We start from the raw sequence: 22449 nt of genomic DNA, 5'->3' as shown, positions 1-22449 counted from the left end.
CGATGATATCACCCATATACTCTTCTGGAGTAACGATCTCAGCTTTCATAATCGGCTCAAGCAATTTTGGACCAGCTTGCGATGCAGCTGATTTGAATGCCTGACGAGCACAAATTTCGAATGATAACTGGTCAGAGTCAACTGCGTGGAATGAACCATCCAACAATTCAACCTGAAGGCTGTCTAATTGGAAACCGGCCAACGGACCATTCAACATGGCTGTTTCGAAACCTTTTTGTACTGAAGGAATGAATTCGCGAGGAATACGTCCACCAGTTACAGAGTTGATGAAAGTTAAGCCCTCTTTACCTTCGTCAGCAGGACCAACTTTAACGATGATGTCGGCGAATTTACCACGACCACCTGTTTGCTTCTTATAAGTCTCACGCAACTGTACTTCCTTGCTGATTGCTTCTTTGTAAGCAACCTGAGGTTTACCTTGGTTACATTCAACTTTAAATTCACGTTTCAAACGATCGATGATAATTTCAAGGTGAAGCTCACCCATACCACGAATTACTGTTTGACCAGTTTCTTCGTCTGTATTTACTTTGAAAGTTGGATCTTCTTCAGCCAATTTAGCCAAACCGATACCCAACTTGTCCATATCTTTTTGAGTTTTTGGCTCAACAGCGATACCGATTACCGGCTCAGGGAATTCCATAGATTCCAGTGCTACCGGACTGTCTAATGCAGACAAAGTATCACCAGTACGAATATCCTTGAAACCTACAGCTGCACAGATATCACCTGCCTCAATTATATCCTTTGGATTTTGTTTGTTTGAGTGCATTTGGAACAAACGCGAAATGCGCTCTTTTTTACCTGTACGTGAGTTGTAAACTGAATCACCAGCATTCAACACACCTGAGTAAATACGCACGAAACACAAACGTCCTACATAAGGGTCAGTTGCGATTTTGAAGGCCAATCCAGCCAAAGGCTCATTAACATCCGGGTGACGCATTACCGGTTCACCAGTATGAATATCTGTACCTTTAATTTCACCGTTATCCAGCGGGCTAGGTAAGAATTCACAAACTGCATCCAATAAACGCTGAACACCTTTGTTCTTGAAAGCTGAACCACACATCATCGGTACAATCAAACCTTCAATTGTAGCTTTACGAATAACCGGGATCAAATCTTCTGCAGTAATTGAATCCGGATCTTCGAAGAAGCGTTCCATCAAAGCTTCATCCAACACAGCTACTTCTTCAATCAAAGCAGCACGGTATTCAGCAGCTTGCTCTGCCATATCAGCAGGAATATCTTGTACTTCGAAAGTTGAACCGAAGTCACCGTGATCGCTGTAAACGATAGCTTTGTTTTCAAGCAAGTCAATAACTCCCAGGAAAGCTTCTTCAGCACCGATAGGAATTTGAATTGGAACAGGATTGGCACCCAGTTTATCTCTTACCTGAGAAACAACATCGAAGAAATCAGCACCTGAACGGTCCATTTTATTAACGAATCCGATACGAGGTACGCCATACTTTTCAGCCTGACGCCATACAGTTTCCGACTGAGCTTCTACACCACCTACAGCACAAAACAAAGCAACAGCACCGTCCAAGATACGCAATGAACGCTCTACCTCAACAGTAAAGTCAACGTGTCCCGGGGTATCGATGATGTTAATTTGGTGTTGCTGATCGTTGTGATTCCAGAATGTAGTGGTTGCAGCAGAAGTAATGGTAATACCACGTTCCTGCTCTTGCTCCATCCAGTCCATGGTAGCAGCACCATCGTGTACTTCACCGATGCGGTGTGTCAGACCTGTATAGAACAAGATCCGCTCAGTTGTTGTCGTTTTACCGGCATCAATGTGAGCCATGATACCGATATTCCTTACATATTTTAGATCTCTAGCCATGATTACTTTTTCTAATCTTGATTTCTATTATTTATATTCCACTACCAATTAGAAACGGAAGTGAGCGAACGCACGGTTAGCTTCGGCCATACGGTGAGTTTCTTCTTTCTTCTTGAAAGCACCACCTTCTTCGTTGTACGCGGCTTGAATTTCAGCAGCTAATTTGTCAGCCATTGATTTGCCTGAGCGTTTACGTGCGAATAAAATCAAGTTTTTGATTGAAATAGATACTTTACGTTCCGGACGGATTTCCATTGGAACCTGGAAAGTAGCACCACCTACACGGCGGCTTTTCACTTCGACTGCAGGAGTTACATTCTCCAATGCTTTTTTCCACACATCAAGTGGAGCAACTTCGTCATTTTTCATACGGTTTTCAACGATAGTCAATGCATCGTAGAAGATTCCGTATGCGATTGATTTTTTACCATCAATCATCAAATCATTTACAAAACGTGTTACAAGAACGTCGTTAAATTTTGGATCAGGAAGAGTGATCCGCTTCTTTGGTTTTGCTTTTCTCATTGCAATTTTTTCTAGTGTTATTCGAATTGGTTGTGACTAAAATTGAGCTTCAATTCCCTCAGCCTCTGCTGAGATCATTTACTCAACCAAACCACTAAAACTCTACTCTATTTGATTACTTAGCCGCTTTAGGACGTTTAGCACCATACTTAGAACGACGTTGCGTACGGTTAGCCACACCGGCTGTATCCAAAGCACCGCGAATCAAGTGATAACGTACCCCTGGTAAGTCTTTAACACGACCACCACGAACTAATACAATAGAGTGTTCCTGAAGATTATGACCTTCACCCGGAATGTAAGCATTCACTTCTTTTCCGTTTGTCAAACGAACACGAGCTACTTTACGCATAGCTGAGTTCGGCTTTTTAGGAGTTGTAGTGTACACACGCACACATACGCCCCTTCTCTGCGGGCAAGAATCCAATGCAGGAGATTTACTCTTTACTACATTTGATTGTCTCCCCTTTCTAACTAACTGCTGAATTGTAGGCATACAACTATTTAATTTATAATTATAAGTTTCAAATTAACGACTATAAAACACATTGATCTTCTGACAAATACGAATACAGTCTCGTTCGGTTTCGGATAGAACTCTCCAAAAACGGTTGGCAAAAGTACTAATTTTCAACAAAGAACAATAGCTTTTACTGCTGTTTTTTGATATTTTTTGAAAATTTTAGATTGGAAATCAGGCTAGTCCATGACTTTGGACTTAAATAGCGATTTTATAGGATTGAAAAAGCGTTGAATCAGGCGAAGGTCTTCGGTAACAATTTCGGCATCCCCTTTCATCTCCTGACTAAACACCAACGGGATACCGTAATTCGTTTTCAGGTCCTGAGGCAACTCAACTTCGGCAATATAATTATCATTGGAAGGCACTAACGAAATGGACTTAACCGTGCCTTTTACAATCCCATACTCCATATAGGGGAAGTTATCAAAGCGGATATTAACCCGCTGACCGGGCTTCACCTTACCGGCACCGCGAAGCGGTAAATTAACACGCCCTATAATTTTACTCTCGTGGAACGGAACAACTGTAAAAACAACCTCATCGGTTTTCACCTGTTGGTTTTTACTCCAGTAATTTGTAAAAGTCACCTTACCATCAATAGGCGTTTCCAAAACAAAGGTTTTAAACCAGTAATCCAGACGACTCTTCAGAATATTATACGACTCAATCATCTCGGTCTGAAACTTCAACTTTTGATCTTCATATTCTTTTTGAGCCCCGATTACCTCCTGTTCGAGCTCAATAATATCTTTCTGCGTTTCAGCCAGGTTTGTACGCGACTCATTAAAGCTGAATTTCTTTTGAAGCATCGCCGACTCCGAGCTCTTATAATCAACCAGCGAAAGAACCTCCTTGCGATACAGCAATGAATCGCGCCGGAATTGATCGATAGCAATATTGTATTCGTTTTCGAGGATTTGCCGTTGACTCCACAAACGATCGTAATAAATGCGCTGCATATGCACCTGCTGCTCCAGCGACTTCACCTTTTGCGGATAAAAACCCAAACGGATAAAGCTGATATAATTATTATAGAGACGCAAAAACGAGGAATAGTCAGACTGAATATCCCCCAGCCGGTAATCAGCAGTTAATACCTTATAATATATTGTATCGAACGAAATCAAAAAGCGATCAACATCGACAAGGCTCTTTTGCAGCAAAACAACATCATCATAACTTGCCGCATTCTCAAGAATTGCAATCACATCGCCCCTTGTCACCGTATCCTCGTCGTCCACCAACAGGTGATCAATCCTTCCGGTAGTGCGCGCAACAATATGAGCCGGCGGATTTTCGGTATAAACCGTCACCCGGGCACTGATGATATCGGGATAATGAAACAGCCAACTTCCGATGAGCAATACCACCAAAAAGATCAACAAAGCAGTTTGACCGCTCCGCAATAACCACGAGGGAGATTTCCCGATGATCTCCTGCACCTCGTCACTACGATTGATATGACCTTCTCTTTGTGGCATGTTCTTTTTTTAGACGCTGATTATTATGATTTGTAATGTTTTCCGCGGAAACCATTACTAAATACTTTCCTTTTAACTTCCCAGTTCCAGTTGGTTTTTCACTAAATTATAATAAGCACCGCGCTTAGCGGTTAGCTCTTCATGGGTACCAAGCTCAACGATTTCGCCACGATCGATCACCACGATCTGGTCGGCATTTTTAACCGTACTCAGGCGGTGAGCAACCACCACAACCGTCTTGCCTTCGTATACTTTATTCAGGTTCTCCATGATTACCTTCTCATTATTTGCATCCAGCGCATTGGTTGCTTCATCAAAGAACAGGTAATCGGGATTCTTATAAATCACCCGAGCAATCAGGATCCGCTGTTTTTGCCCCTGGCTCAATCCATGGCCATCCTGACCAATTTTTGTATTGAAACCCAATGGCAATCCTTCGATCAAATCCATCAGATTCGCCATTTTAGCAGCAAACAACAAACGCTCTTTATCCAGCCGTTCAACCCCCACTGCAATATTCGACACAATAGTGTCCGAAAAGATAAAGCCATCCTGCATGACGGCTCCCACCTTGGTGCGCCACCATTGCTGCGAAAAATTCTGAAGATCGGTTTCGCCAACCCTGATCTTACCACTTGCCGGCGGATAGAAGCCCAGCAGTAACTTCACCAAGGTTGTCTTTCCACTGCCACTGGTTCCGACAATTGCCGTAATCTTCTTTTCCGGAATTGTCAGGTTGATATCCTTCAAAACCTTGGGCGAATGAGGCCCTTCATACTGGAACACCAGATCTTCGATATACAGTGTTTTATCCAAAGGCATGGTATTCAGCAAAGGCTTATCCTTATCTTCTTCCTCTTTCTTATTATGAATTTCACCTAACCGTTCCAGCGATATTTTCGCTTCCTGTGCCAGATGCATAAAGTTGATCATTTCACTCAGCGGGCTATTCATCTGTCCAATGATAAACTGCACAGCCAGCATCATACCCAGTGTCATTTCGCCATTCAACACAGCCATTGCCGCAACAACGGTAATCAGTATGTTTTTAGTCTGGTTAACGAATACAGATCCCGCCTGCTGATATTGGTCCACAGAGAGATTTTGCACGTTTACCCGAAACAGGCGGGCCTGTATACGCTCCCATTCCCAACGCTTTTGTTTTTCGTAGTTGTTCAGTTTGATCTCCTGCATTCCGGTGATCAACTGAATCAACATGCTTTGATTATCCGACATGTGCGAGAACTTCTTATAGTCCAGTTCCCGCCGCTTCCGCATAAACAACCACACCCAAACCACATAGACAGCCGAACCGATCAGGAAAATCAGCAAGATTACCCAGCTATAGATCGCCAGCACAATGGCAAAAACCGACAGACTCACAACCGAAAACAGCACACCTAGCGTTTGCGTTGTAAGGAAGCGTTCGATGCGCCGGTGATCCTGGATGCGCTGCATCAGGTCGCCAATCATTTTGGTATCGAAAAAACCAATTGGCAGCCTCATCAGCTTAATCAGAAAGTCGGATATAATGGAAATATTGATTCGGGTGGATATATGCAACAGGATCCAGGAGCGAATAAACTCGATGGAAGTCTGCCCTATGAAAAGCACCATTTGTGCAATCAACACCAGGTAAATGAAATTCAGATCCTGGTTATTAATCCCCACATCGACCAAACTCTGGGTCAAAAAAGGAAAAATAAGCTGAATAAGGCTGGCTGCAATAAAGCCAACAAGCAACTGCCCCATCAACCGGCGATGCGGGCGCAAATAACGAAACAGGAAAGTGAAGCCACCTTTGGGCTGCTTTTCATCCTCACGCTCATAAAAAGTTGGCGTAGGCTGAAGCATCAGGCAAATTCCTTTGCTAACTCCTTCCTTGGCTGTTGCCAGCCAGTGCTGCTTAAACTCGGCATCGGTGTATTTCACCAGCCCAAAAGCCGGATCAGCGACATGTATTTTCCCTTTGCGCGCCTCGTACAGCACCACAAAGTGATTCTGATCCCAGTGCACAATGCATGGCTTAGGCACATCGTTCACCAACTGCTCGAACGACACCTTCGTCCCCATCGATCGCATACCGATAGCCTCGGCTGCATCGCTGATGCCCAGCAGGGAAACACCTTCACGTGAGATATGAGATTGGTCCCGGAGATAATCCAACGGAATGCTTTTGCCATAGAACTTGGCAATCATACGCAGGCAGGTAGGCCCACAGTCCATAGCATCCGGTTGTTTAAAATGAGGAAATCGGGACATACGTACACAGTTAATGCAATAAATATAGGGCGAAATAAGAGCGCTTTGCCCTCCCGTCGAAATAACTTATCCACAACCTGTCGTTAATAGCTAGGTTTTTCAAGCCTTCAAACACGATTAATTCACGACATATTGAACTTTAACCTGCAATAACCGATTCATTGTAAACAATGCCTGCCCCAACTTAAACAATAACCACTTGGACTTAAACAATGCCTGCTCCAACTTAAGCAATAACCATTTCACTCCGTGCAACGAGTATTTTTTTTCACGAATTACTGTGCTAAAAATGGATTCATTCCCTGAAAGATTTCCAAGCCCACATTTCCTCAAACTACAAACGCAGACCGGTCTGATCTGCGTTTGCGGGATATAATTCATTCCGTTTCTACTCGGTATAAACCACTTCGTTTACCAGATCCTTGCCAGCAAAGAAATCGGTAATATTATCGAGTGTAACACCTGCAATATTCATCAAAGCCTCACGGGTAAAAAAGGCTTGGTGCGAAGTAATAATCACATTATTGAAGGTAAGCAAACGCGCCAGTGTATCGTCGAACAACACACGATCGGACAAATCCTCGAAGAAGTATTCACTCTCTTCCTCATACACATCGAGGCCAGCAGCCCCCACCTGGCCCGACTTCAGTCCGTCAATCAGGTCCGAAGTACGAATCAGCTTACCACGGCCGGTATTCACAATCATCACCCCTTGCTTCATCATTGCAATGGCATCTTTATCAATCAGCCACTTCGTCTCGCGGGTGAGCGGGCAGTTCAGCGAAATAACATCCGATTGCTGCAAAAGCGAATCCAGGTCAACATAGCGGCAACCAACCGACTTGGCGAACTTCTCGTCGGGATAGGGGTCGTAAGCCAACACATCCATATCGAAACCTTTCAGAATTTTCACCAGCGCTTTACCAATCTTACCGGTTCCGATAACACCAGCTGTTTTACCCTGCATGGTAAAGCCCATTAAACCGTTCAATGTAAAATTCGCATCACGGGTCCGAAAATAAGCCCGGTGGATTTTCCGGTTCAGCGTCATCATCAATGCCACCGTATGTTCGGCAATCGCATTTGGGGAATAAGCCGGCACTCGCACAATCCGCAGTTTTCCTTTGGCGTGTTTCAAATCCACATTATTAAAACCCGAGCAGCGCAAAGCCACTAGCTTCACCCCAAAGTCTGCCAACTGGTCGATCACACTGGCTGAAATTATATCGTTCACAAAAACCACGACAACATCGGCATCCTTCGCCAGGATGCAGTTATCGGGCGTAATATGATATTGAAAAAACTTAATGCGGTAACCGTAGTTTTCGTTCAACTGGTTAAACACCTCACGATCGTACGGTTTGGTATCGAAAAAGGCGATTAAAGGCTTGTTTTTCTCTTCTGTCATAATATCGAATGTCAAAATTAAATGAGTTCATATGAAACAGCCTGAAACGACTAAAGGTTCGGCCATCTCAACATTAACACCAAAAGAAAAACAGAAGCCAAAAACGCCTCAAAAAAACAGAGCAAACACAGCCCTTAAAATGCGTGCTCTTTATTTACCGAAAGTAATTGATTTAAGCAAACCAACACGCCAAATTCAGCATCATTTCAATAACATATTTTAACGCAGGGCATACGCAATATTGTTAAGAAATTATTATTAAATTTGAAAGCAACCTCAGAAATCAAACCACAATAAAACGTTTATCTAACCAATAAAATCAGCGATTATGAGAGTATATAAGACTGATGAAATCCGGAACATTGCACTAATTGGCAATGCCGGCACTGGGAAAACCACCCTCGCAGAGGCCATGCTGCTGGAGGGTGGAGTAATCAACCGCCGGGGCGAAGTAACAGCCGGTAACACGGTATCGGACTACCAGCCCATTGAGCAGGATTATGGCAACTCTGTTTTTTCGACAGTACTGCATGCTGAATACAACAATAAAAAGATCAATATCCTCGACACTCCGGGAATGGACGACTTTCGAGGTGCGGTTGTTGGGGCACTCCACGTTGTTGGTAGTGCAATTATTGTTATCAATACGCCTCACGGCATCGAATCAGGAACTGAATCAGCCTACCGAATTACCGAAACTGCACACAAACCGGTGATCTTCCTGTTCAACCACCTCGACCACGAAAATGTCAACTACGAACAAACCCTTGAACAAGCCAAAGCACTATACGGCAATAAAGTCACAACGGTACAATACCCGGTAAATGCAGGTCCCGACTTCAACACCATCATCGATGTATTGAAGATGAAACAATACAAATACTCCCTGGATGGCGGACCGGTTGAAATAACAGACATCCCCGACAGCGAGAAAGAACGAGCTGATGAACTGCATAACGAATTAGTGGAAATGGCTGCCGAAAACGATGAAGGTTTGATGGAACTTTATTTTGAAAAAGGCTCCTTAACCGAAGATGAAATGCGCCAGGGTATCAAACTGGGCATGATCGAACGCTCGTTATTCCCTGTTTTCTGCACGGGAGCCAAGCAAGATGTGGGTGTAAGTCGCCTGATGGAATTCATCACCAACATTACACCTTCACCGGCCGAAGCCGTTGAGATTCCGGAATTGAATGGCAAGCACCCCAAGGTAGATCCATCGGAATCACCTTCCCTGTTTGTTTTCAAAACAACGATCGAGCAACACGTCGGTGAAATCACCTTCTTCAAAGTGATGAGCGGTACCGTCAAGGAAGGACAAGACCTAACCAACTCGAAAACTGAAAATAAAGAACGTATCTCTCAAATATTTGTCAATGCGGGCAAAAACCGCATTAAAGTGGCCGAAATGATCGCCGGCGACATTGGATCGACTGTCAAGCTACGCGAAACCAAGGTGAACCACACCCTGAGTGAAAAAGTAGCCCATTACGACTTCAAGCCCATTGAGTTTCCGACGTCGCGGCATACCGTTGCACTTTCAGCAGTTAATGAAGCCGACGAGGAAAAAGTGAGCGAAATGTTCGCAAAGATGCACGATGAAGACCCAACTTTCATTGTTGAGTACTCCAAAGAACTGAAACAGATGCTGGTGCACTGTCAAGGCGAGTACCACCAAAACGCACTGCTTTGGTATTACAAAAATGTTTTCAAGCTCGATATTGAATTCAAAGCTCCAAAAGTTCCTTACCGCGAAACCATCACCCGGTCGGCACAAGCAGACTACCGCCACAAAAAGCAATCGGGTGGCGCCGGTCAGTTTGGTGAGGTACACCTGGTTATTGAGCCTTATGAAGAAGGCAGTGAAGCTCGCAGTTCATTTAAGATGGGCGATAAAGAGCAGAAGCTTTCAGTTCGCGACACCCAGGAGCACCAACTTCCATGGGGAGGTAAACTGATCTTCCACAACTGCATTGTAGGTGGTTCAATTGATGGCCGTTTTATGCCAGCCATCCTAAAAGGAATTATGGAAAAAATGGAAGAAGGACCGCTCACTGGTTCTTATGCACGCGACATTCGGGTTTATGTGTACGATGGGAAAATGCACCCCGTTGACAGCAACGAGATCTCGTTCAAATTAGCCGGACGCCATGCCTTCTCAACTGCCTTTAAAGAAGCTGGCCCCAAGATTCTGGAACCGATTTATAATATTGAAGTCATGGTACCCAGCGAACGCATGGGCGACGTAATGAGTGACCTGCAAGGCCGACGCGCTCTGATCATGGGAATGGGTAGCGAAAAAGGCTACGAGAAAATCGAAGCCCGCGTACCACTGAAAGAAATGTTTAAGTACTCAACATCCCTGAGCTCGATCACGCAAGGTCGCGGACGCTTTAGTATGAGTTTCGACGGTTACGAAAAAGTACCACAAGAAGTTCAGGATGAATTATTACACAGCTATGCAGCTGAAATGGTCGAAGAATAACCTAAAAAAGCCATCAGATTATAGTTTTATAGTAATTGTTATGAAAGAAAGCCCCGAGTCGGATGATTCGGGGTTATTTTTTGATCTATTCTGCTTGATTTACTTAGGCCTGAACAAATGGAAGAACCCGGACTTATGCCACTTACGGTCGTCACGCCCCCGCCCTTCAACAACGTAAAAATAAACTCCCGGACTTGCCAGGCGGCCGCCAATCCGACCATCCCAGCCCAAGTCTTCGCCGTCACTCTCAAAATTCCCGAGGTTATTTCGACTCACGGCATACACACTTTTCCCCCAACGATTGTAGATTTTAATATCAATGCTCTTCATCGAAGTAAAATAAACTACGAACTTATCGTTATCCCCATCACCATTCGGTGTAAAGAAGTTGGGAGCATCAATATATGAAGTATCAACTTTGATATAGTAATCCAGGTAAACCGTGTCGCGACATACCAACTCAGCTGAGTTTTTTGTAGCAACCATTTTCACCATATACTGGCCCGAATTCTGGAAGGTATAAACCGGATTTTGATCCAGGGCTACATCCATAATACTATCGGAAACAACTCCCTGAGCAGCAGCTTCGGCCCGGATTTCTGAGATATCCCGAAAAAAGAACCATTCATACTCATCGGCATTTTGCGACTGATTTGTAAAGCTCACTTCCAATGGAGCCTCTCCACTTTCGGGGCTGGCAGTGAAATCGGCTTTTGGCACAACCGATTCATAATAGACACTGGTCGTTGCCGAGCACCCCAAGTCGTCGTAAACTGTCAAATTGTAGGTTGTATTGGTACTTGGAGGATAATAAATAGTCGGGCTCAACAGCGTACTCAGCGCTTCTGAGCCGGCCTCCCACTTCACCTGAACATTCTTAACGACAGATAAAGTTCCGCCGGTCGACAGATCAGTATATTGCAAATTTGCCTCCGTCAATGAACCGGTTATCTTGAAATAGTCACAGGTTACTTCGGTAATTTCAGCACTCACCTCATACCAACTGGTAAAAACCCAGGCAGTATAGGTTTCTGTTGTTCCACCCGATGTTACATTCACACGATAGCAACCATCGGCCAAGCCATTAATAGTGGAAGTTTCAACACCCAAATCTCCGGCATAATAGGGATCAAAAGAAGCTGTAGTGGCATTGTATTTCAACCACTCAAAATCGGCTGCCACGCCTGTCGAAAACTGGGCCGTTAGACTACCCGATGCCCCTCCCTGCTGTCCGCAAAACGTATAAATAGCATCCTGCGCCCCGGAGGAGTAATTAGTTAATGTTTGACCATCGGAATTGGCTGAAATTTGCGCGTTGGAATCGACGGCATAGCATAAAACAGAGATTGCAAAAAGAACTGAAAATAAATGCTTCATCTGCAACAGAATCAGGTTTTGTACTTCGAATTACACAATATTAACGCATAAAATTCATTTATCTTTTGCGATAGCCTTATTTTTATTACCGAAATGATCTTTTCATTTCTTGTTGAAAACTATCGGGCTGCTAAACAATGAATCCGGAAAATAGGTTTTACTTTTGAGCCAAGGATTGAAATTGCCCCCACACCCAATTGCAGGCTTTGTATAATAAACTGAAGATATAAGCGATAAGAATGACTCTTATCCTCAAAAGATTTGATTAAGCATGAATTATTTGGACGGATTAAATGAGGCCCAACATCAGGCAGTTGTAAATATTGACGGCCCATCACTGGTCATAGCTGGTGCAGGCTCCGGAAAAACCCGTGTGTTGACTTTCCGCATAGCGCACCTACTGCAAAAAGGAGCTAAACCTGGCAGTATTCTGGCCCTGACCTTTACCAATAAAGCGGCCAAAGAGATGAAGGAGCGGATTGCAACAATCGTTGGGCAATCGACCGCCCGCTATCTATGGATGGGAACGTTTCACTCCATTTTTGCACGCATCCTAAGAACGGAAGCTGAAGTTCTGGGGTTCCCGTCGAACTTTACCATTTACGATTCAGCCGACTCCAAAAGCTTGATTAAAACGATTCTGAAAAGCATGCAGCTGGACGAAAAAACGTACAAGCCCAATGTCGTTGCCAGCCGGATTTCTTCAGCTAAAAACAATTTGATTACAGCTGGAGCATATCAGCAGAACGCACAGATCATGGAGTACGACATGAGCATCCGCATGCCACGTATTGCCGAGATTTATAAAGAATACGACAAACGCTGTAAAATAGCAGGGGCCATGGACTTTGATGACCTGTTGCTCAAAACAAACATTCTTTTTCGCGACCACAAAGACATCCTTGCCAAGTATCAGCAGAAGTTTGATTACTTACTGGTTGATGAGTACCAGGATACCAACTTCTCACAGTACCTGATCATCAAAAATCTGGCTGCAATGCACCAAAACCTTTGTGTTGTAGGCGATGATGCCCAAAGTATCTATTCCTTCAGGGGTGCCAGAATTGAGAATATCCTGAACTTTCAAAAAGATTACCCGAAACACCAGGTTTTCAAGCTGGAACAGAACTACCGGTCAACACAAACCATCGTTAATGCAGCCAATAGTGTCATTGCAAAAAATAAACGCCAGCTGCAAAAGAATGTGTTTTCTGAAAAACAGGGAGGCAATCGCATCAAGGTATTCTCGGCTTTAACCGACAATGAAGAAGGCTACCTGGTCGCTAACGAGATCAGCGAAACGCACATGCGCAAGCATTACCATTATCAGGATTACGCCATTCTGTACCGCACCAATGCACAGTCGCGTATCTTCGAGGAAGCCTTGCGAAAGCGAAATATCCCCTATAAAATCTACGGAGGACTATCATTCTACCAACGGAAAGAAATTAAAGACTTGCTGAGTTATTTCCGTCTGGTGATTAACTCCAAAGACAATGAGGCTCTGAAACGGGTGATCAACTATCCGGCCCGGGGTATTGGAGCAACAACACTTGCCAAACTGGAGCAAGCTGCTGTTTCGGCCGGAGAATCAATCTACGAAGTAATCGATAAAAGCCGGCAATACGATGGTCCTTCACTCGACCTCAACAAAGGAACTTTGTCGAAACTGGTCAACTTCAGCGACCTGATAACTCAATTCCAGGAAAAAGCTCAGACCGCAGATGCTTACGAGTTAGCCAGCCATATTGCCACGCAAACCGGCATCATGAAAGACCTTTATCGTGACCAAACACCAGAAGGATTGAGCCGATTTGAAAACATCCAGGAATTGTTAAACGGTATCCAGGAATTCACCATCAATGCCCGTGAGGAAGGATCGCCCAATGCCTTGGAAAACTACATGGAAGATGTGGCCTTACTGACGGACCAGGACGGTGAAAAAGAAGAAGATCTGGATAAAGTTACTTTAATGACCGTTCACTCTTCCAAGGGGTTGGAGTTTAAAAATGTGTTCATTGTGGGTATGGAAGAAAATCTCTTCCCTTCGGCTCCCATGGGCGGAGCAAGCCCGAGTATCGAATCATTTGAAGAAGAACGTCGCTTGTTTTATGTTGCCCTAACAAGGGCTGAAGAAAACGCTTATTTGAGTTTCGCCAAACAGCGCTACCGCTGGGGAAAACTGGATTTTTGTAATCCCAGTCGTTTCATCATGGAAATAGACCCGCTTTTCCTGGATATGCCTGAAGAGAACGGAATAGGTTACGAGCGAGAGCCTCAACAAGCCGGAGGTTATGCCGGATTCCGAAAGCCTCAACCTCAGCCAGAACCAAAGCCGCAAGCGACAGGTCGGCCAGCCAATGCCAATCCGCAGCTGATGAACCAAAAGCTCATGCAGCTTAGAGAAGCCAAAAAGCAAAATCAAAATTTTGACGGGGATGATCCACGCGACATTCAATCCGGGATGACGGTTGAACATCAGCGCTTTGGAAAAGGAAAAGTTCAGCAGGTTGAAGGTGCGTTTCCAAACTTAAAAGCCACTGTTTTCTTCCCCAATGCGGGACAAAAACAACTGCTGCTCAAATTCGCGAAATTGCGCATCGTTCGTTAAATGAAAGCCTTAAGTAGCTCAGTATTTTACAAGTTTTACAAACAAAAGATTTGGCTGTGTAGTTATTTCGATTAGCTTTGCAAGTAAGAATACACTTCACAACTGATAATCAGAATTATTACCCGATTGACTCAACCCTTTAGTTGAATTCAGTTTTTTTTAGAAAATTTTACATGGATTACAATTCAAACCGAAAGAAAATGCCCCTTCCGGAGTATGGGCGTAATTTACAGAATATGGTCGACCATATCATGACCATTGAAGACAGGGACGAAAGAAACCGCGCATCCCGCACAATTATTGATATTATGGGCAACTTATACCCTTACCTTCGTGACATCAATGATTTTAAACATAAACTATGGGATCACCTGGCCATCATGTCTGATTTCCAATTAGACATTGACTATCCATATGATCCGCCACGTCGGGAAACATTCAACGAACCACCGGCAAGGATCCCCTACAGCACAGGAAGAATCAAGCTACGCCATTACGGCAAGATTCTGGAATCGATGGTGGCCAAAGCAAATGATTATGAGTCAGGTGAAGAAAAAGAAATTCTGATTAAGCTACTGGCCAACCACATGAAGAAAAGCTACCTGACCTGGAATAAGGATGCGGTGGATGATGAAAAGATCTACGAAGATCTGGAGATTTTATCCAGAGGAAACATTAAACGTAACGATCTGGATTTAGCTGAAACCAAAGACCTTCTGCAAAACAAAACCCGTAAAAAGCAGAATACCCAGAACACCCGCAATCAAAAGAAACATCGTCGATAAACAGCTTTTAAACAATTACTCCGGAGATGGCAACATTTCATATTGAAGGGGGCAGAAAGCTTAACGGAACTTTGGAACCACAAGGAGCCAAAAACGAAGCTTTACAAATTATTTGCGCCACCCTGCTAAGCCCTGAAAAGATTACAATTAGCAATATTCCCGAAATCAGAGATGTACTGAAACTAATTGAACTACTATCTGATTTAGGTGTAAAAACAGAACGCATCCAAAAGGGCACTTTCAGCTTTCAGGCTGATGCAATCAACATTGATTATCTGAAAAGTGAACAATTCTCTCAACAAGCGATAAGCCTACGTGGCTCCATCATGATTGTAGGGCCATTACTGGCTCGTTTCGGACAAGCCTATATCCCTCAACCCGGAGGTGATAAAATCGGTCGCCGCCGTCTGGACACCCACTTTGTGGGGCTCCAAAAACTGGGAGCAAAATTCGAATTCGACTCTGAAAAACATTACTTCAGCGTAAAAGCAGACAAGCTTACCGGGAGCTACATGCTCCTTGACGAAGCATCGGTAACGGGGACAGCCAACATTTTAATGGCTGCTGTGTTAGCTGAAGGAACAACAACCATATACAATGCTGCCTGCGAACCTTATCTGCAGCAACTTTCGCGAATGCTGGTAAGCATGGGTGCCAAAATCACCGGCATTGGTTCAAACTTACTGACGATCGAAGGCGTAGCATCACTCTCAGGCTGTGATCATCGTATTTTACCCGATATGATTGAAGTTGGTAGTTTCATTGGTCTGGCTGCTATGACCGGATCCGACATTACCATTCCCAATGCAGGCGTTGCACATTTGGGGATTATTCCCGATTCTTTCAAACGCTTAGGAATCAAAATGGAAATCACCAACGACACCATACATATTCCGGCTCAGGATGAATATGAAATTGAAACATTCATCGACGGGTCAATTATGACCATTGCCGATGCTCCATGGCCCGGTTTAACACCAGACCTTTTGAGTATCTTTTTGGTGGTAGCCACGCAGGCAAAAGGCAGTGTATTGATTCACCAAAAGATGTTTGAAAGTCGTCTGTTCTTTGTCGACAAACTGATTGATATGGGTGCTCAAATTATTCTTTGCGATCCGCACCGGGCAACAGTTATCGGTCTCAATAAGCAAGTTCAGCTCCGCGGAACAACCATGAGTTCTCCGGATATTCGTGCCGGTGTATCCCTGTTAATCGCTGCTCTCTCAGCACAAGGGAACAGTAAAATTTCGAATATTGAACAAATCGATCGGGGTTACGAAGCTATTGACGAACGCTTAAATGCCTTGGGTGCATCAATTCAACGAATTAATTAAGGCACAAACTTTGTTAACTTTAGCAAACAGAATAAACAAAACACGACATTCTGTTTTTAATAAAGAAAGCAAATTATAAATGCAATAATTACACAGGTTATGAAAAAGAATTTAATAATCGCCTTCCTTTTTGCCTTTGTGCTGGTTGCACCACAGTTAAGCCAGGCACAAAAAATTGGAATCAGCATAGGCAACAAAGCACCGGAAATAGCCGAAAAAACAGCTGACGGGACCGTATTAAAACTTTCTTCGCTAAAAGGGCAATATGTCTTAATCGATTTTTGGGCATCCTGGTGTGGCCCCTGCCGGCGCGAAAACCCGACCGTGGTTAAGGCTTACCAAACGTACAAAAACGAAAAATTCAAAGACGGTAAAGGTTTCACTGTGTTCAGCGTGTCACTCGACAAATCGAAAGATGCCTGGCAACAAGCAATTGCCAGTGATCACCTGAGCTGGAAAAATCATGTCAGTGACCTCAACGGATGGAATGCCAAATATGCCGCAGTTTACGGCGTTCGGAGCATACCTATGAACTTCTTAATTAATGGCGACGGTATTATTGTAGCTAAAAACCTTCGCGGACCGGCTTTAACAGCCAAATTGAAAGAGCTTTTAAAATAAGCTGAAATCGTATAGAGCATCTTATTGAACAGCTTACAAATGAAATAATTGCTAAAAAGGCAATAAATCAAGAAGGTAGTACCTGCGTACTGCCTTTCTTATTCTAATTTTGTCAGCTTTCAAAAAGAATAAAGTGCCAAAATGTCCCAATATACTGGATGGCAGTATTTTTGTGAAATGTCAGTCTAAAAATAAAAACAGAAATAAATATGGCAGAAGAAAAAGTTGTAAATGAGCAAGAAACAAGTGCTGAAGAATTAAATAAGGAACAAGCAACAGCACAGGAAGAAACTGCTAAAAAAGAACATAAACACGACAAAAAGTCAAAAAAAGATAAGAAAGACGAAACGCAGGAGCAAATCGAAAAATTGCAGAATGAAATTGCAGACATGAAAGACAAACATGTCCGTCTGCAAGCTGAGTTTGACAATTTCAGAAAACGTACCCTGAAAGAAAAAATGGAGTTAATGAAATCGGGAGGTGAAGGCGTCCTGATGAATATTATTCCGGTTATTGATGATTTAGAACGTGCTCTCGTTGCTTTTAGTGATGTTGATGATGAAAACCCGCTGAAGCAAGGCGTAACCTTAATCTATTCTAAATTTCAGGAATTCCTGAAACAGAACGGAATTAAAGAGATTGATGCAAAAGAAAAAGACTTTGACACCGACCTTCACGAAGCCATTACTAAAATTCCGGCTCCCACAGAAGAGTTAAAAGGCAAAGTTGTTGATGTAATCCAAAAAGGATACCTGTTACACGAAAAAGTTATTCGCTTTGCCAAAGTTGTAATTGGCGAGTAATTTAGAAAAAACAGAGGAAGAATGTCAAAAAGAGATTATTACGAAGTTTTAGGCGTTAGCAAGAGTGCTACTGCTGAGGAGATCAAGAAAGCATACCGCAAAAAGGCGATTCAATATCACCCCGACAAAAATCCGGACAATAAAGAAGCGGAAGAAAAATTTAAAGAAGCAGCTGAAGCATACGAAGTGCTTAGCAACCCACAGAAGAAACAACGCTACGATCAATTTGGTCATGCGGGCATGGGTGGTGCTGCCGGAGGTGGCTTTGGTGGCCACGATATGTCTATGGATGACATCTTCTCCATGTTCGGGGACATCTTCGGTGGCGGAGGTGGCTTCGGCGGTTTTGGCGGTTTTGGCGGTTTTGGCGGCGGTGGTCGCAGCCAGGGACGCCGTGTTCACCGCGGATCGGACTTGCGCGTGAAAGTTACGCTGAGCCTGAAAGATGTTGCTAACGGGGTAGAGAAAAAGCTAAAACTCAAAAAACAGGTTACCTGCGACAGTTGTCACGGTTCAGGGGCCGAGGGCGGTTCGGATTACGAAACCTGCTCAACCTGTCATGGTAGCGGACATGTAACCCGTGTTACCAATACCTTGCTGGGACAAATGCAAACCACTTCAGCCTGCCCTACATGTAGTGGCGAAGGTCAGATTATTAAAAATAAGTGTAGCAAATGTCACGGCGAAGGAATCATAAAAGGTGAAGAAGTTGTAAGCTTTAAGATACCTGCAGGGGTAGCCGAAGGTATGCAACTGAACGTCTCAGGCAAAGGAAATGCCGGACGTCGTGGTGGCGTAAATGGTGACCTGCACGTCATTATTACCGAAGAGCAACACCCGGACCTGGTTCGCGATGGAAACAACCTGATCTACAACCTGTTTTTAGGGATGCCCGATTTCGTACTGGGAACTACTGCCGAGATTCCAACCATTGAGAACAAGGTGAAAGTCAAAATTGAAGCGGGCACACAACCGGAAAAAATTCTCCGGCTAAGAGGCAAAGGCCTACCTGAAGTTAATGGCTACGGACAGGGAGATTTACTGGTTCGCATACATGCCTGGTCGCCGAAAAAGATTAGCGCCGAAGAAAAAAAGATGCTCGAAAAATTGCAGCAATCTCCAAACTTCCAAGCCAATCCATCACCGGGCGATAAGAACTTCTTTGAGAAAATGAGAGATATTTTCGACTAAATACATCCCAAAAACCTCCCCCTCGGGAGGTTTTTTACTTTCCGCCGGTAATCTCCACATTTTAGAGATTAACCTTCCAAATAACCAAAATATTACCTCCTTCAACCCATTTTTTCCTCCTGAGTTAGCATTTATACTATAAAAACATAAAATAGCACTATTTGCACCTATTCAACTCCTTTTATCATCCAATTCTTACTCTTTTTACTCATTCTTTTCCTCTTTTACATATTCAATTCCTCTTTTACTACCTTTTTTCCCGAATTCATCCAATTACCGACCAATTCTGAATAATTTGTTGTAACTTGAATAAAAACACAAGATCAGCCACTAAAACACCTGATTATGCAGCAAAAATTCGCTCACGAGGAACTCATCTCCCAGATCAAGAAAAGAATGCACGAACAAGGGGTGACCTATTTCTCCCTGGGACAAGCCCTCGGGGTGTCGCGCAATACCGTCAACAAGATGATGCTGTCCAAAACAATGACCATCTCCCGGCTACAGGAAATATCAGTCATCCTCAATTATAATTTCTTCCAGGTAATTGCCAACCGCCTGGCACTCGAAAGCCCACCCTCGGCCGAGCAGGAAAAAATAAAACAACTGGAAACGGAAAAACAGGTGTTGATACAGGCACTGCGACAACCTTCAAGCTAATAACTTCGTGAAAGCGGAGAACAGAATTAGACAATAACAAATAAAACTAACAAAAATCATTTCTTAATTTTAAATTAACAGAAATTCCTTTGGTTCAATTTCAATTTATAACTATACTTGCACATCAAAAATAAAGAACAATGCTTTACAACTGCGGACATCACGGCCATCATCATCTTTTCCTATTACAAGGTAGGCCGTAATTCTTTTGTCCGCATTGAAACAAAAAATATTAACGCAAAGAAGGCTTACCATCAGGTAGGCCTTTTTTATTTTTAAAACTTGATCATGACACAATTGAAGATTGCCGTCCAAAACAAAGGACGCTTGTTTGAAGATTCCATGGATTTAATCAAAGAAACCGGAATCAAATTTTCACTGGGCAGCAGCCGTGTTTTACTGGCTTCAGCTAAAAACTTCCCAATGGAAGCGCTTTTCCTGCGCGACGACGACATCCCTCAAACTGTTGCCGACGGCGTTGCCGACATTGGTATCGTTGGTGAAAACGAAGTACTGGAAAAAAAGATGAACGTCGTTGTTGCCAAACGCCTTGGATTCAGCAAATGCCGCTTATCACTGGCCATCCCAAAATCAGATGATTACAAGGGACCTGAATATTTCAACGGCAAAAAAATTGCAACTTCTTACCCGGTTATTTTAAAAGACTGGCTCGATAAGAATAAGGTAAATGCCGACATTCACGTCATCACCGGATCGGTTGAGATTGCCCCTGGAATTGGTTTAGCTGATGCAATTTTCGATATCGTTAGCTCGGGTTCAACCCTGGTGGCTAACCGTTTGAAAGAAGTAGAAGTGGTTACACCATCAGAGGCCCTGTTGATTGCAACACCGAATCTTCCTGCAGAAAAGCAAGCCATCCTCGACGAACTGATCTTCCGCTTAGAGTCTGTTCAACGCGCTGAAGGCAAAAAATACATCGTTCTGAATGCCCCGAAAGAGAAAGTAGCTGAAATATCTGCGATTCTTCCAGGCATGAAAAGCCCGACCGTTACGCCATTGGCCGAAGAAGGATGGGTATCTTTGTCGTCGGTAATTGCTGAAAAAGAATTCTGGGAAATCATTGGCAAACTAAAAACGGCCGGTGCTCAAGGAATCCTGGTGATGCCAATCGAAAAAATGATCTTCTAATACGGAGGTCAAACCAGATCCAAATTGGCAATAAATGTGATTAAGATTGACAGTTAAGATTGCTTCCTCTCCGGCAGCTGCCGGATCGCAATGACGTCATCGCGAGGAGGAGGCACGACGACGAAACGATCTTTCATAAAACTTGATAATTGTTGTAAAAAAGTACGTGCATGAAACGCTATATCAATCCAACGCCTGCTGAGTGGCCTGCAATTTTGGAACGCCCCTTGTTCAACGCAGCCGACTTAGCCGGGCGAGTTCAAAACATCTTAGATGAAATTAAGGCGGAAGGTGAAGTTGCCGTTCGCAAATACACCGAAAAGTTCGACGGTGTAGTTCTGGAAAATATCGCCGTTAGCGAGGCGGAGATACAGGAAGCTGTTGGCTTGGTTGACACTGAGCTGAAGTCGGCCATTGAGCAGGCAGCCGCAAACATTCATCGTTTTCATGCACAACAGAAACTGGAACTCAAAAAGGTTGAAACCAGCCCGGGCGTCATTTGCTGGCAAAAAGCTGTAGCCATTGAAAAGGTAGGCTTATACATCCCCGGAGGTTCTGCCCCACTCTTCTCAACCGTCCTGATGTTGGCCCTCCCTGCTAAAATTGCAGGTTGCAAGGAAATCGTACTCTGTACACCTCCGGCCAAGGATGGTACTATTAACCCGGCAATTTTGTTTGCAGCCCAATTGGTTGGTGTTACCAAAATCTTTAAGCTGGGAGGTGTTCAGGCCATTGGAGCAATGGCTTATGGTGCCGGTGATGTTCCGAAAGTCAATAAAATCTTTGGACCAGGGAACCAATATGTCATGGCAGCCAAACAGTTGATCAGCATCAGCGATGTGGCTATCGACATGCCAGCTGGTCCATCGGAAGTGGCCGTTATGGCCGACGAATCTGCAAATCCGGCTTTCATTGCTTCCGACCTGCTTTCGCAAGCCGAACACGGCCCCGATTCACAGGTTATCCTGGTAACCAATTCAACTCAACTCATCGACCGGGTTGAAGCCGAGCTTGAAAAGCAACTGAACGAGTTAAGCCGTGCTGAAATTGCGGTGAAAGCTTTGGGAAACAGTGTTGCAATCGTTTTAAACGACAAAACCGAAATGATTAAGCTCATCAACGAGTACGCTCCGGAGCACTTAATTATTTCCATGAGTGATTACCTGGATGTTGCCGAACAAATTACCAATGCCGGATCAGTATTTCTGGGTAATTACACACCGGAAAGTGCCGGCGACTATGCATCAGGAACAAACCACACCTTGCCAACCAACGGCTGGGCCCGCTCGTTCAGCGGTGTTAACCTGGACAGTTTCACCCGGAAAATTACTTTCCAGGAAATTTCGAAAGAAGGTATT

At 43.9% G+C, this 22449-nt stretch carries 18 protein-coding genes; 11 read left to right on the top strand and 7 right to left on the bottom strand.

Annotation, left to right across the window (positions count from 1 at the left end; translation table 11 throughout):
• From fusA to AC37HE_RS10965, 6 genes are all read right to left on the bottom strand, one after another.
• The coding region (gene fusA, locus AC37HE_RS10990; RefSeq protein WP_500782889.1) for an elongation factor G at positions 1 to 1876 on the bottom strand (1876 nt) is incomplete at its 3' end.
• A gap of 48 nt (positions 1877 to 1924) precedes the next feature.
• The gene (gene rpsG / locus AC37HE_RS10985) at positions 1925 to 2401 is read right to left on the bottom strand and encodes a 30S ribosomal protein S7 (protein ID WP_120272534.1); all 477 of its coding nucleotides are present in this window, start codon (positions 2399 to 2401) and stop codon (positions 1925 to 1927) included.
• Positions 2402 to 2516: 115 nt separating this feature from the next.
• Positions 2517 to 2897 (bottom strand): 30S ribosomal protein S12, encoded by a 381-nt coding sequence (gene rpsL, locus AC37HE_RS10980; protein ID WP_120272535.1) that lies wholly within the window; start codon positions 2895 to 2897, stop codon positions 2517 to 2519.
• A gap of 203 nt (positions 2898 to 3100) precedes the next feature.
• Entirely contained in the window at positions 3101 to 4405 is a 1305-nt protein-coding gene (locus AC37HE_RS10975) for an HlyD family secretion protein (RefSeq protein WP_500782888.1), read from the bottom strand.
• A 72-nt stretch (positions 4406 to 4477) separates the two neighbouring features.
• Positions 4478 to 6667, bottom strand: coding sequence for a peptidase domain-containing ABC transporter (locus AC37HE_RS10970; protein WP_500782887.1), 2190 nt, complete (start codon positions 6665 to 6667; stop codon positions 4478 to 4480).
• A gap of 388 nt (positions 6668 to 7055) precedes the next feature.
• Entirely contained in the window at positions 7056 to 8075 is a 1020-nt protein-coding gene (locus AC37HE_RS10965) for a 2-hydroxyacid dehydrogenase (protein WP_500782886.1), read from the bottom strand.
• Between the two features lie 31 nt (positions 8076 to 8106).
• On the opposite strand from AC37HE_RS10965, the gene AC37HE_RS10960 reads away from it, so the two are divergent.
• Positions 8107 to 8298: a hypothetical protein gene (locus tag AC37HE_RS10960; protein WP_500782885.1), complete on the top strand. Its 192-nt coding sequence runs from the start codon at positions 8107 to 8109 to the stop codon at positions 8296 to 8298.
• A 105-nt stretch (positions 8299 to 8403) separates the two neighbouring features.
• Entirely contained in the window at positions 8404 to 10560 is a 2157-nt protein-coding gene (fusA2, locus tag AC37HE_RS10955) for an elongation factor G2 (protein ID WP_500782884.1), read from the top strand.
• A gap of 99 nt (positions 10561 to 10659) precedes the next feature.
• Here fusA2 and AC37HE_RS10950 read toward each other — a convergent pair whose 3' ends face one another.
• Positions 10660 to 11937 carry a T9SS type B sorting domain-containing protein gene (locus AC37HE_RS10950; protein ID WP_500782883.1) on the bottom strand — a complete coding sequence of 426 codons (1278 nt, stop codon included), beginning with the start codon at positions 11935 to 11937 and terminating at the stop codon, positions 10660 to 10662.
• 271 nt (positions 11938 to 12208) lie between these two features.
• On the opposite strand from AC37HE_RS10950, the gene AC37HE_RS10945 reads away from it, so the two are divergent.
• The 9 genes from AC37HE_RS10945 to hisD all read left to right on the top strand — a co-directional run.
• Positions 12209 to 14548 (top strand): ATP-dependent helicase, encoded by a 2340-nt coding sequence (locus AC37HE_RS10945; RefSeq protein WP_500782882.1) that lies wholly within the window; start codon positions 12209 to 12211, stop codon positions 14546 to 14548.
• Positions 14549 to 14721: 173 nt separating this feature from the next.
• Positions 14722 to 15333 (top strand): DUF4290 domain-containing protein, encoded by a 612-nt coding sequence (locus tag AC37HE_RS10940; RefSeq protein WP_500782881.1) that lies wholly within the window; start codon positions 14722 to 14724, stop codon positions 15331 to 15333.
• A gap of 26 nt (positions 15334 to 15359) precedes the next feature.
• The gene (murA, locus tag AC37HE_RS10935) at positions 15360 to 16667 is read left to right on the top strand and encodes a UDP-N-acetylglucosamine 1-carboxyvinyltransferase (RefSeq protein WP_500782880.1); all 1308 of its coding nucleotides are present in this window, start codon (positions 15360 to 15362) and stop codon (positions 16665 to 16667) included.
• Positions 16668 to 16766: 99 nt separating this feature from the next.
• On the top strand, positions 16767 to 17288 hold the full coding sequence (locus AC37HE_RS10930) for a TlpA family protein disulfide reductase (RefSeq protein WP_500782879.1): 522 nt from the start codon (positions 16767 to 16769) through the stop codon (positions 17286 to 17288).
• A gap of 209 nt (positions 17289 to 17497) precedes the next feature.
• Positions 17498 to 18091, top strand: coding sequence for a nucleotide exchange factor GrpE (locus tag AC37HE_RS10925; protein ID WP_500782878.1), 594 nt, complete (start codon positions 17498 to 17500; stop codon positions 18089 to 18091).
• Positions 18092 to 18112: 21 nt separating this feature from the next.
• A complete protein-coding gene (gene dnaJ / locus AC37HE_RS10920) occupies positions 18113 to 19282 on the top strand; it encodes a molecular chaperone DnaJ (RefSeq protein WP_500782877.1) in 1170 nt (389 codons plus the stop codon).
• 345 nt (positions 19283 to 19627) lie between these two features.
• Complete coding sequence (locus AC37HE_RS10915) at positions 19628 to 19942, top strand: helix-turn-helix domain-containing protein (protein ID WP_500782876.1); 315 nt, start codon at positions 19628 to 19630, stop codon at positions 19940 to 19942.
• Positions 19943 to 20230: 288 nt separating this feature from the next.
• Positions 20231 to 21091 (top strand): ATP phosphoribosyltransferase, encoded by an 861-nt coding sequence (gene hisG, locus AC37HE_RS10910; protein WP_500782875.1) that lies wholly within the window; start codon positions 20231 to 20233, stop codon positions 21089 to 21091.
• Positions 21092 to 21261: 170 nt separating this feature from the next.
• A partial coding sequence (gene hisD / locus AC37HE_RS10905) for a histidinol dehydrogenase (RefSeq protein ID WP_500782874.1) occupies positions 21262 to 22449 on the top strand: 1188 nt, incomplete at its 3' end.

This window comes from Mangrovibacterium sp., from assembly GCF_059905295.1.
The sequence above is the reverse complement of the archived record's forward strand: the minus strand, read 5'-3'. Positions and strand labels throughout refer to the sequence as shown.

Bases quoted from the DNA above. Each gene is read 5' to 3' on its own strand.
- rpsG (WP_120272534.1), bottom strand. From the start codon at position 2,401: ATGAGAAAAGCAAAACCAAAGAAGCGGATCACTCTTCCTGATCCAAAA.
- rpsL (WP_120272535.1), bottom strand. From the start codon at position 2,897: ATGCCTACAATTCAGCAGTTAGTTAGAAAGGGGAGACAATCAAATGTA.
- AC37HE_RS10975 (WP_500782888.1), bottom strand. From the start codon at position 4,405: ATGCCACAAAGAGAAGGTCATATCAATCGTAGTGACGAGGTGCAGGAG.
- AC37HE_RS10970 (WP_500782887.1), bottom strand. From the start codon at position 6,667: ATGTCCCGATTTCCTCATTTTAAACAACCGGATGCTATGGACTGTGGG.
- AC37HE_RS10965 (WP_500782886.1), bottom strand. From the start codon at position 8,075: ATGACAGAAGAGAAAAACAAGCCTTTAATCGCCTTTTTCGATACCAAA.
- AC37HE_RS10960 (WP_500782885.1), top strand. From the start codon at position 8,107: ATGAAACAGCCTGAAACGACTAAAGGTTCGGCCATCTCAACATTAACA.
- fusA2 (WP_500782884.1), top strand. From the start codon at position 8,404: ATGAGAGTATATAAGACTGATGAAATCCGGAACATTGCACTAATTGGC.
- AC37HE_RS10950 (WP_500782883.1), bottom strand. From the start codon at position 11,937: ATGAAGCATTTATTTTCAGTTCTTTTTGCAATCTCTGTTTTATGCTAT.
- AC37HE_RS10945 (WP_500782882.1), top strand. From the start codon at position 12,209: ATGAATTATTTGGACGGATTAAATGAGGCCCAACATCAGGCAGTTGTA.
- AC37HE_RS10940 (WP_500782881.1), top strand. From the start codon at position 14,722: ATGGATTACAATTCAAACCGAAAGAAAATGCCCCTTCCGGAGTATGGG.
- murA (WP_500782880.1), top strand. From the start codon at position 15,360: ATGGCAACATTTCATATTGAAGGGGGCAGAAAGCTTAACGGAACTTTG.
- AC37HE_RS10930 (WP_500782879.1), top strand. From the start codon at position 16,767: ATGAAAAAGAATTTAATAATCGCCTTCCTTTTTGCCTTTGTGCTGGTT.
- AC37HE_RS10925 (WP_500782878.1), top strand. From the start codon at position 17,498: ATGGCAGAAGAAAAAGTTGTAAATGAGCAAGAAACAAGTGCTGAAGAA.
- dnaJ (WP_500782877.1), top strand. From the start codon at position 18,113: ATGTCAAAAAGAGATTATTACGAAGTTTTAGGCGTTAGCAAGAGTGCT.
- AC37HE_RS10915 (WP_500782876.1), top strand. From the start codon at position 19,628: ATGCAGCAAAAATTCGCTCACGAGGAACTCATCTCCCAGATCAAGAAA.
- hisG (WP_500782875.1), top strand. From the start codon at position 20,231: ATGACACAATTGAAGATTGCCGTCCAAAACAAAGGACGCTTGTTTGAA.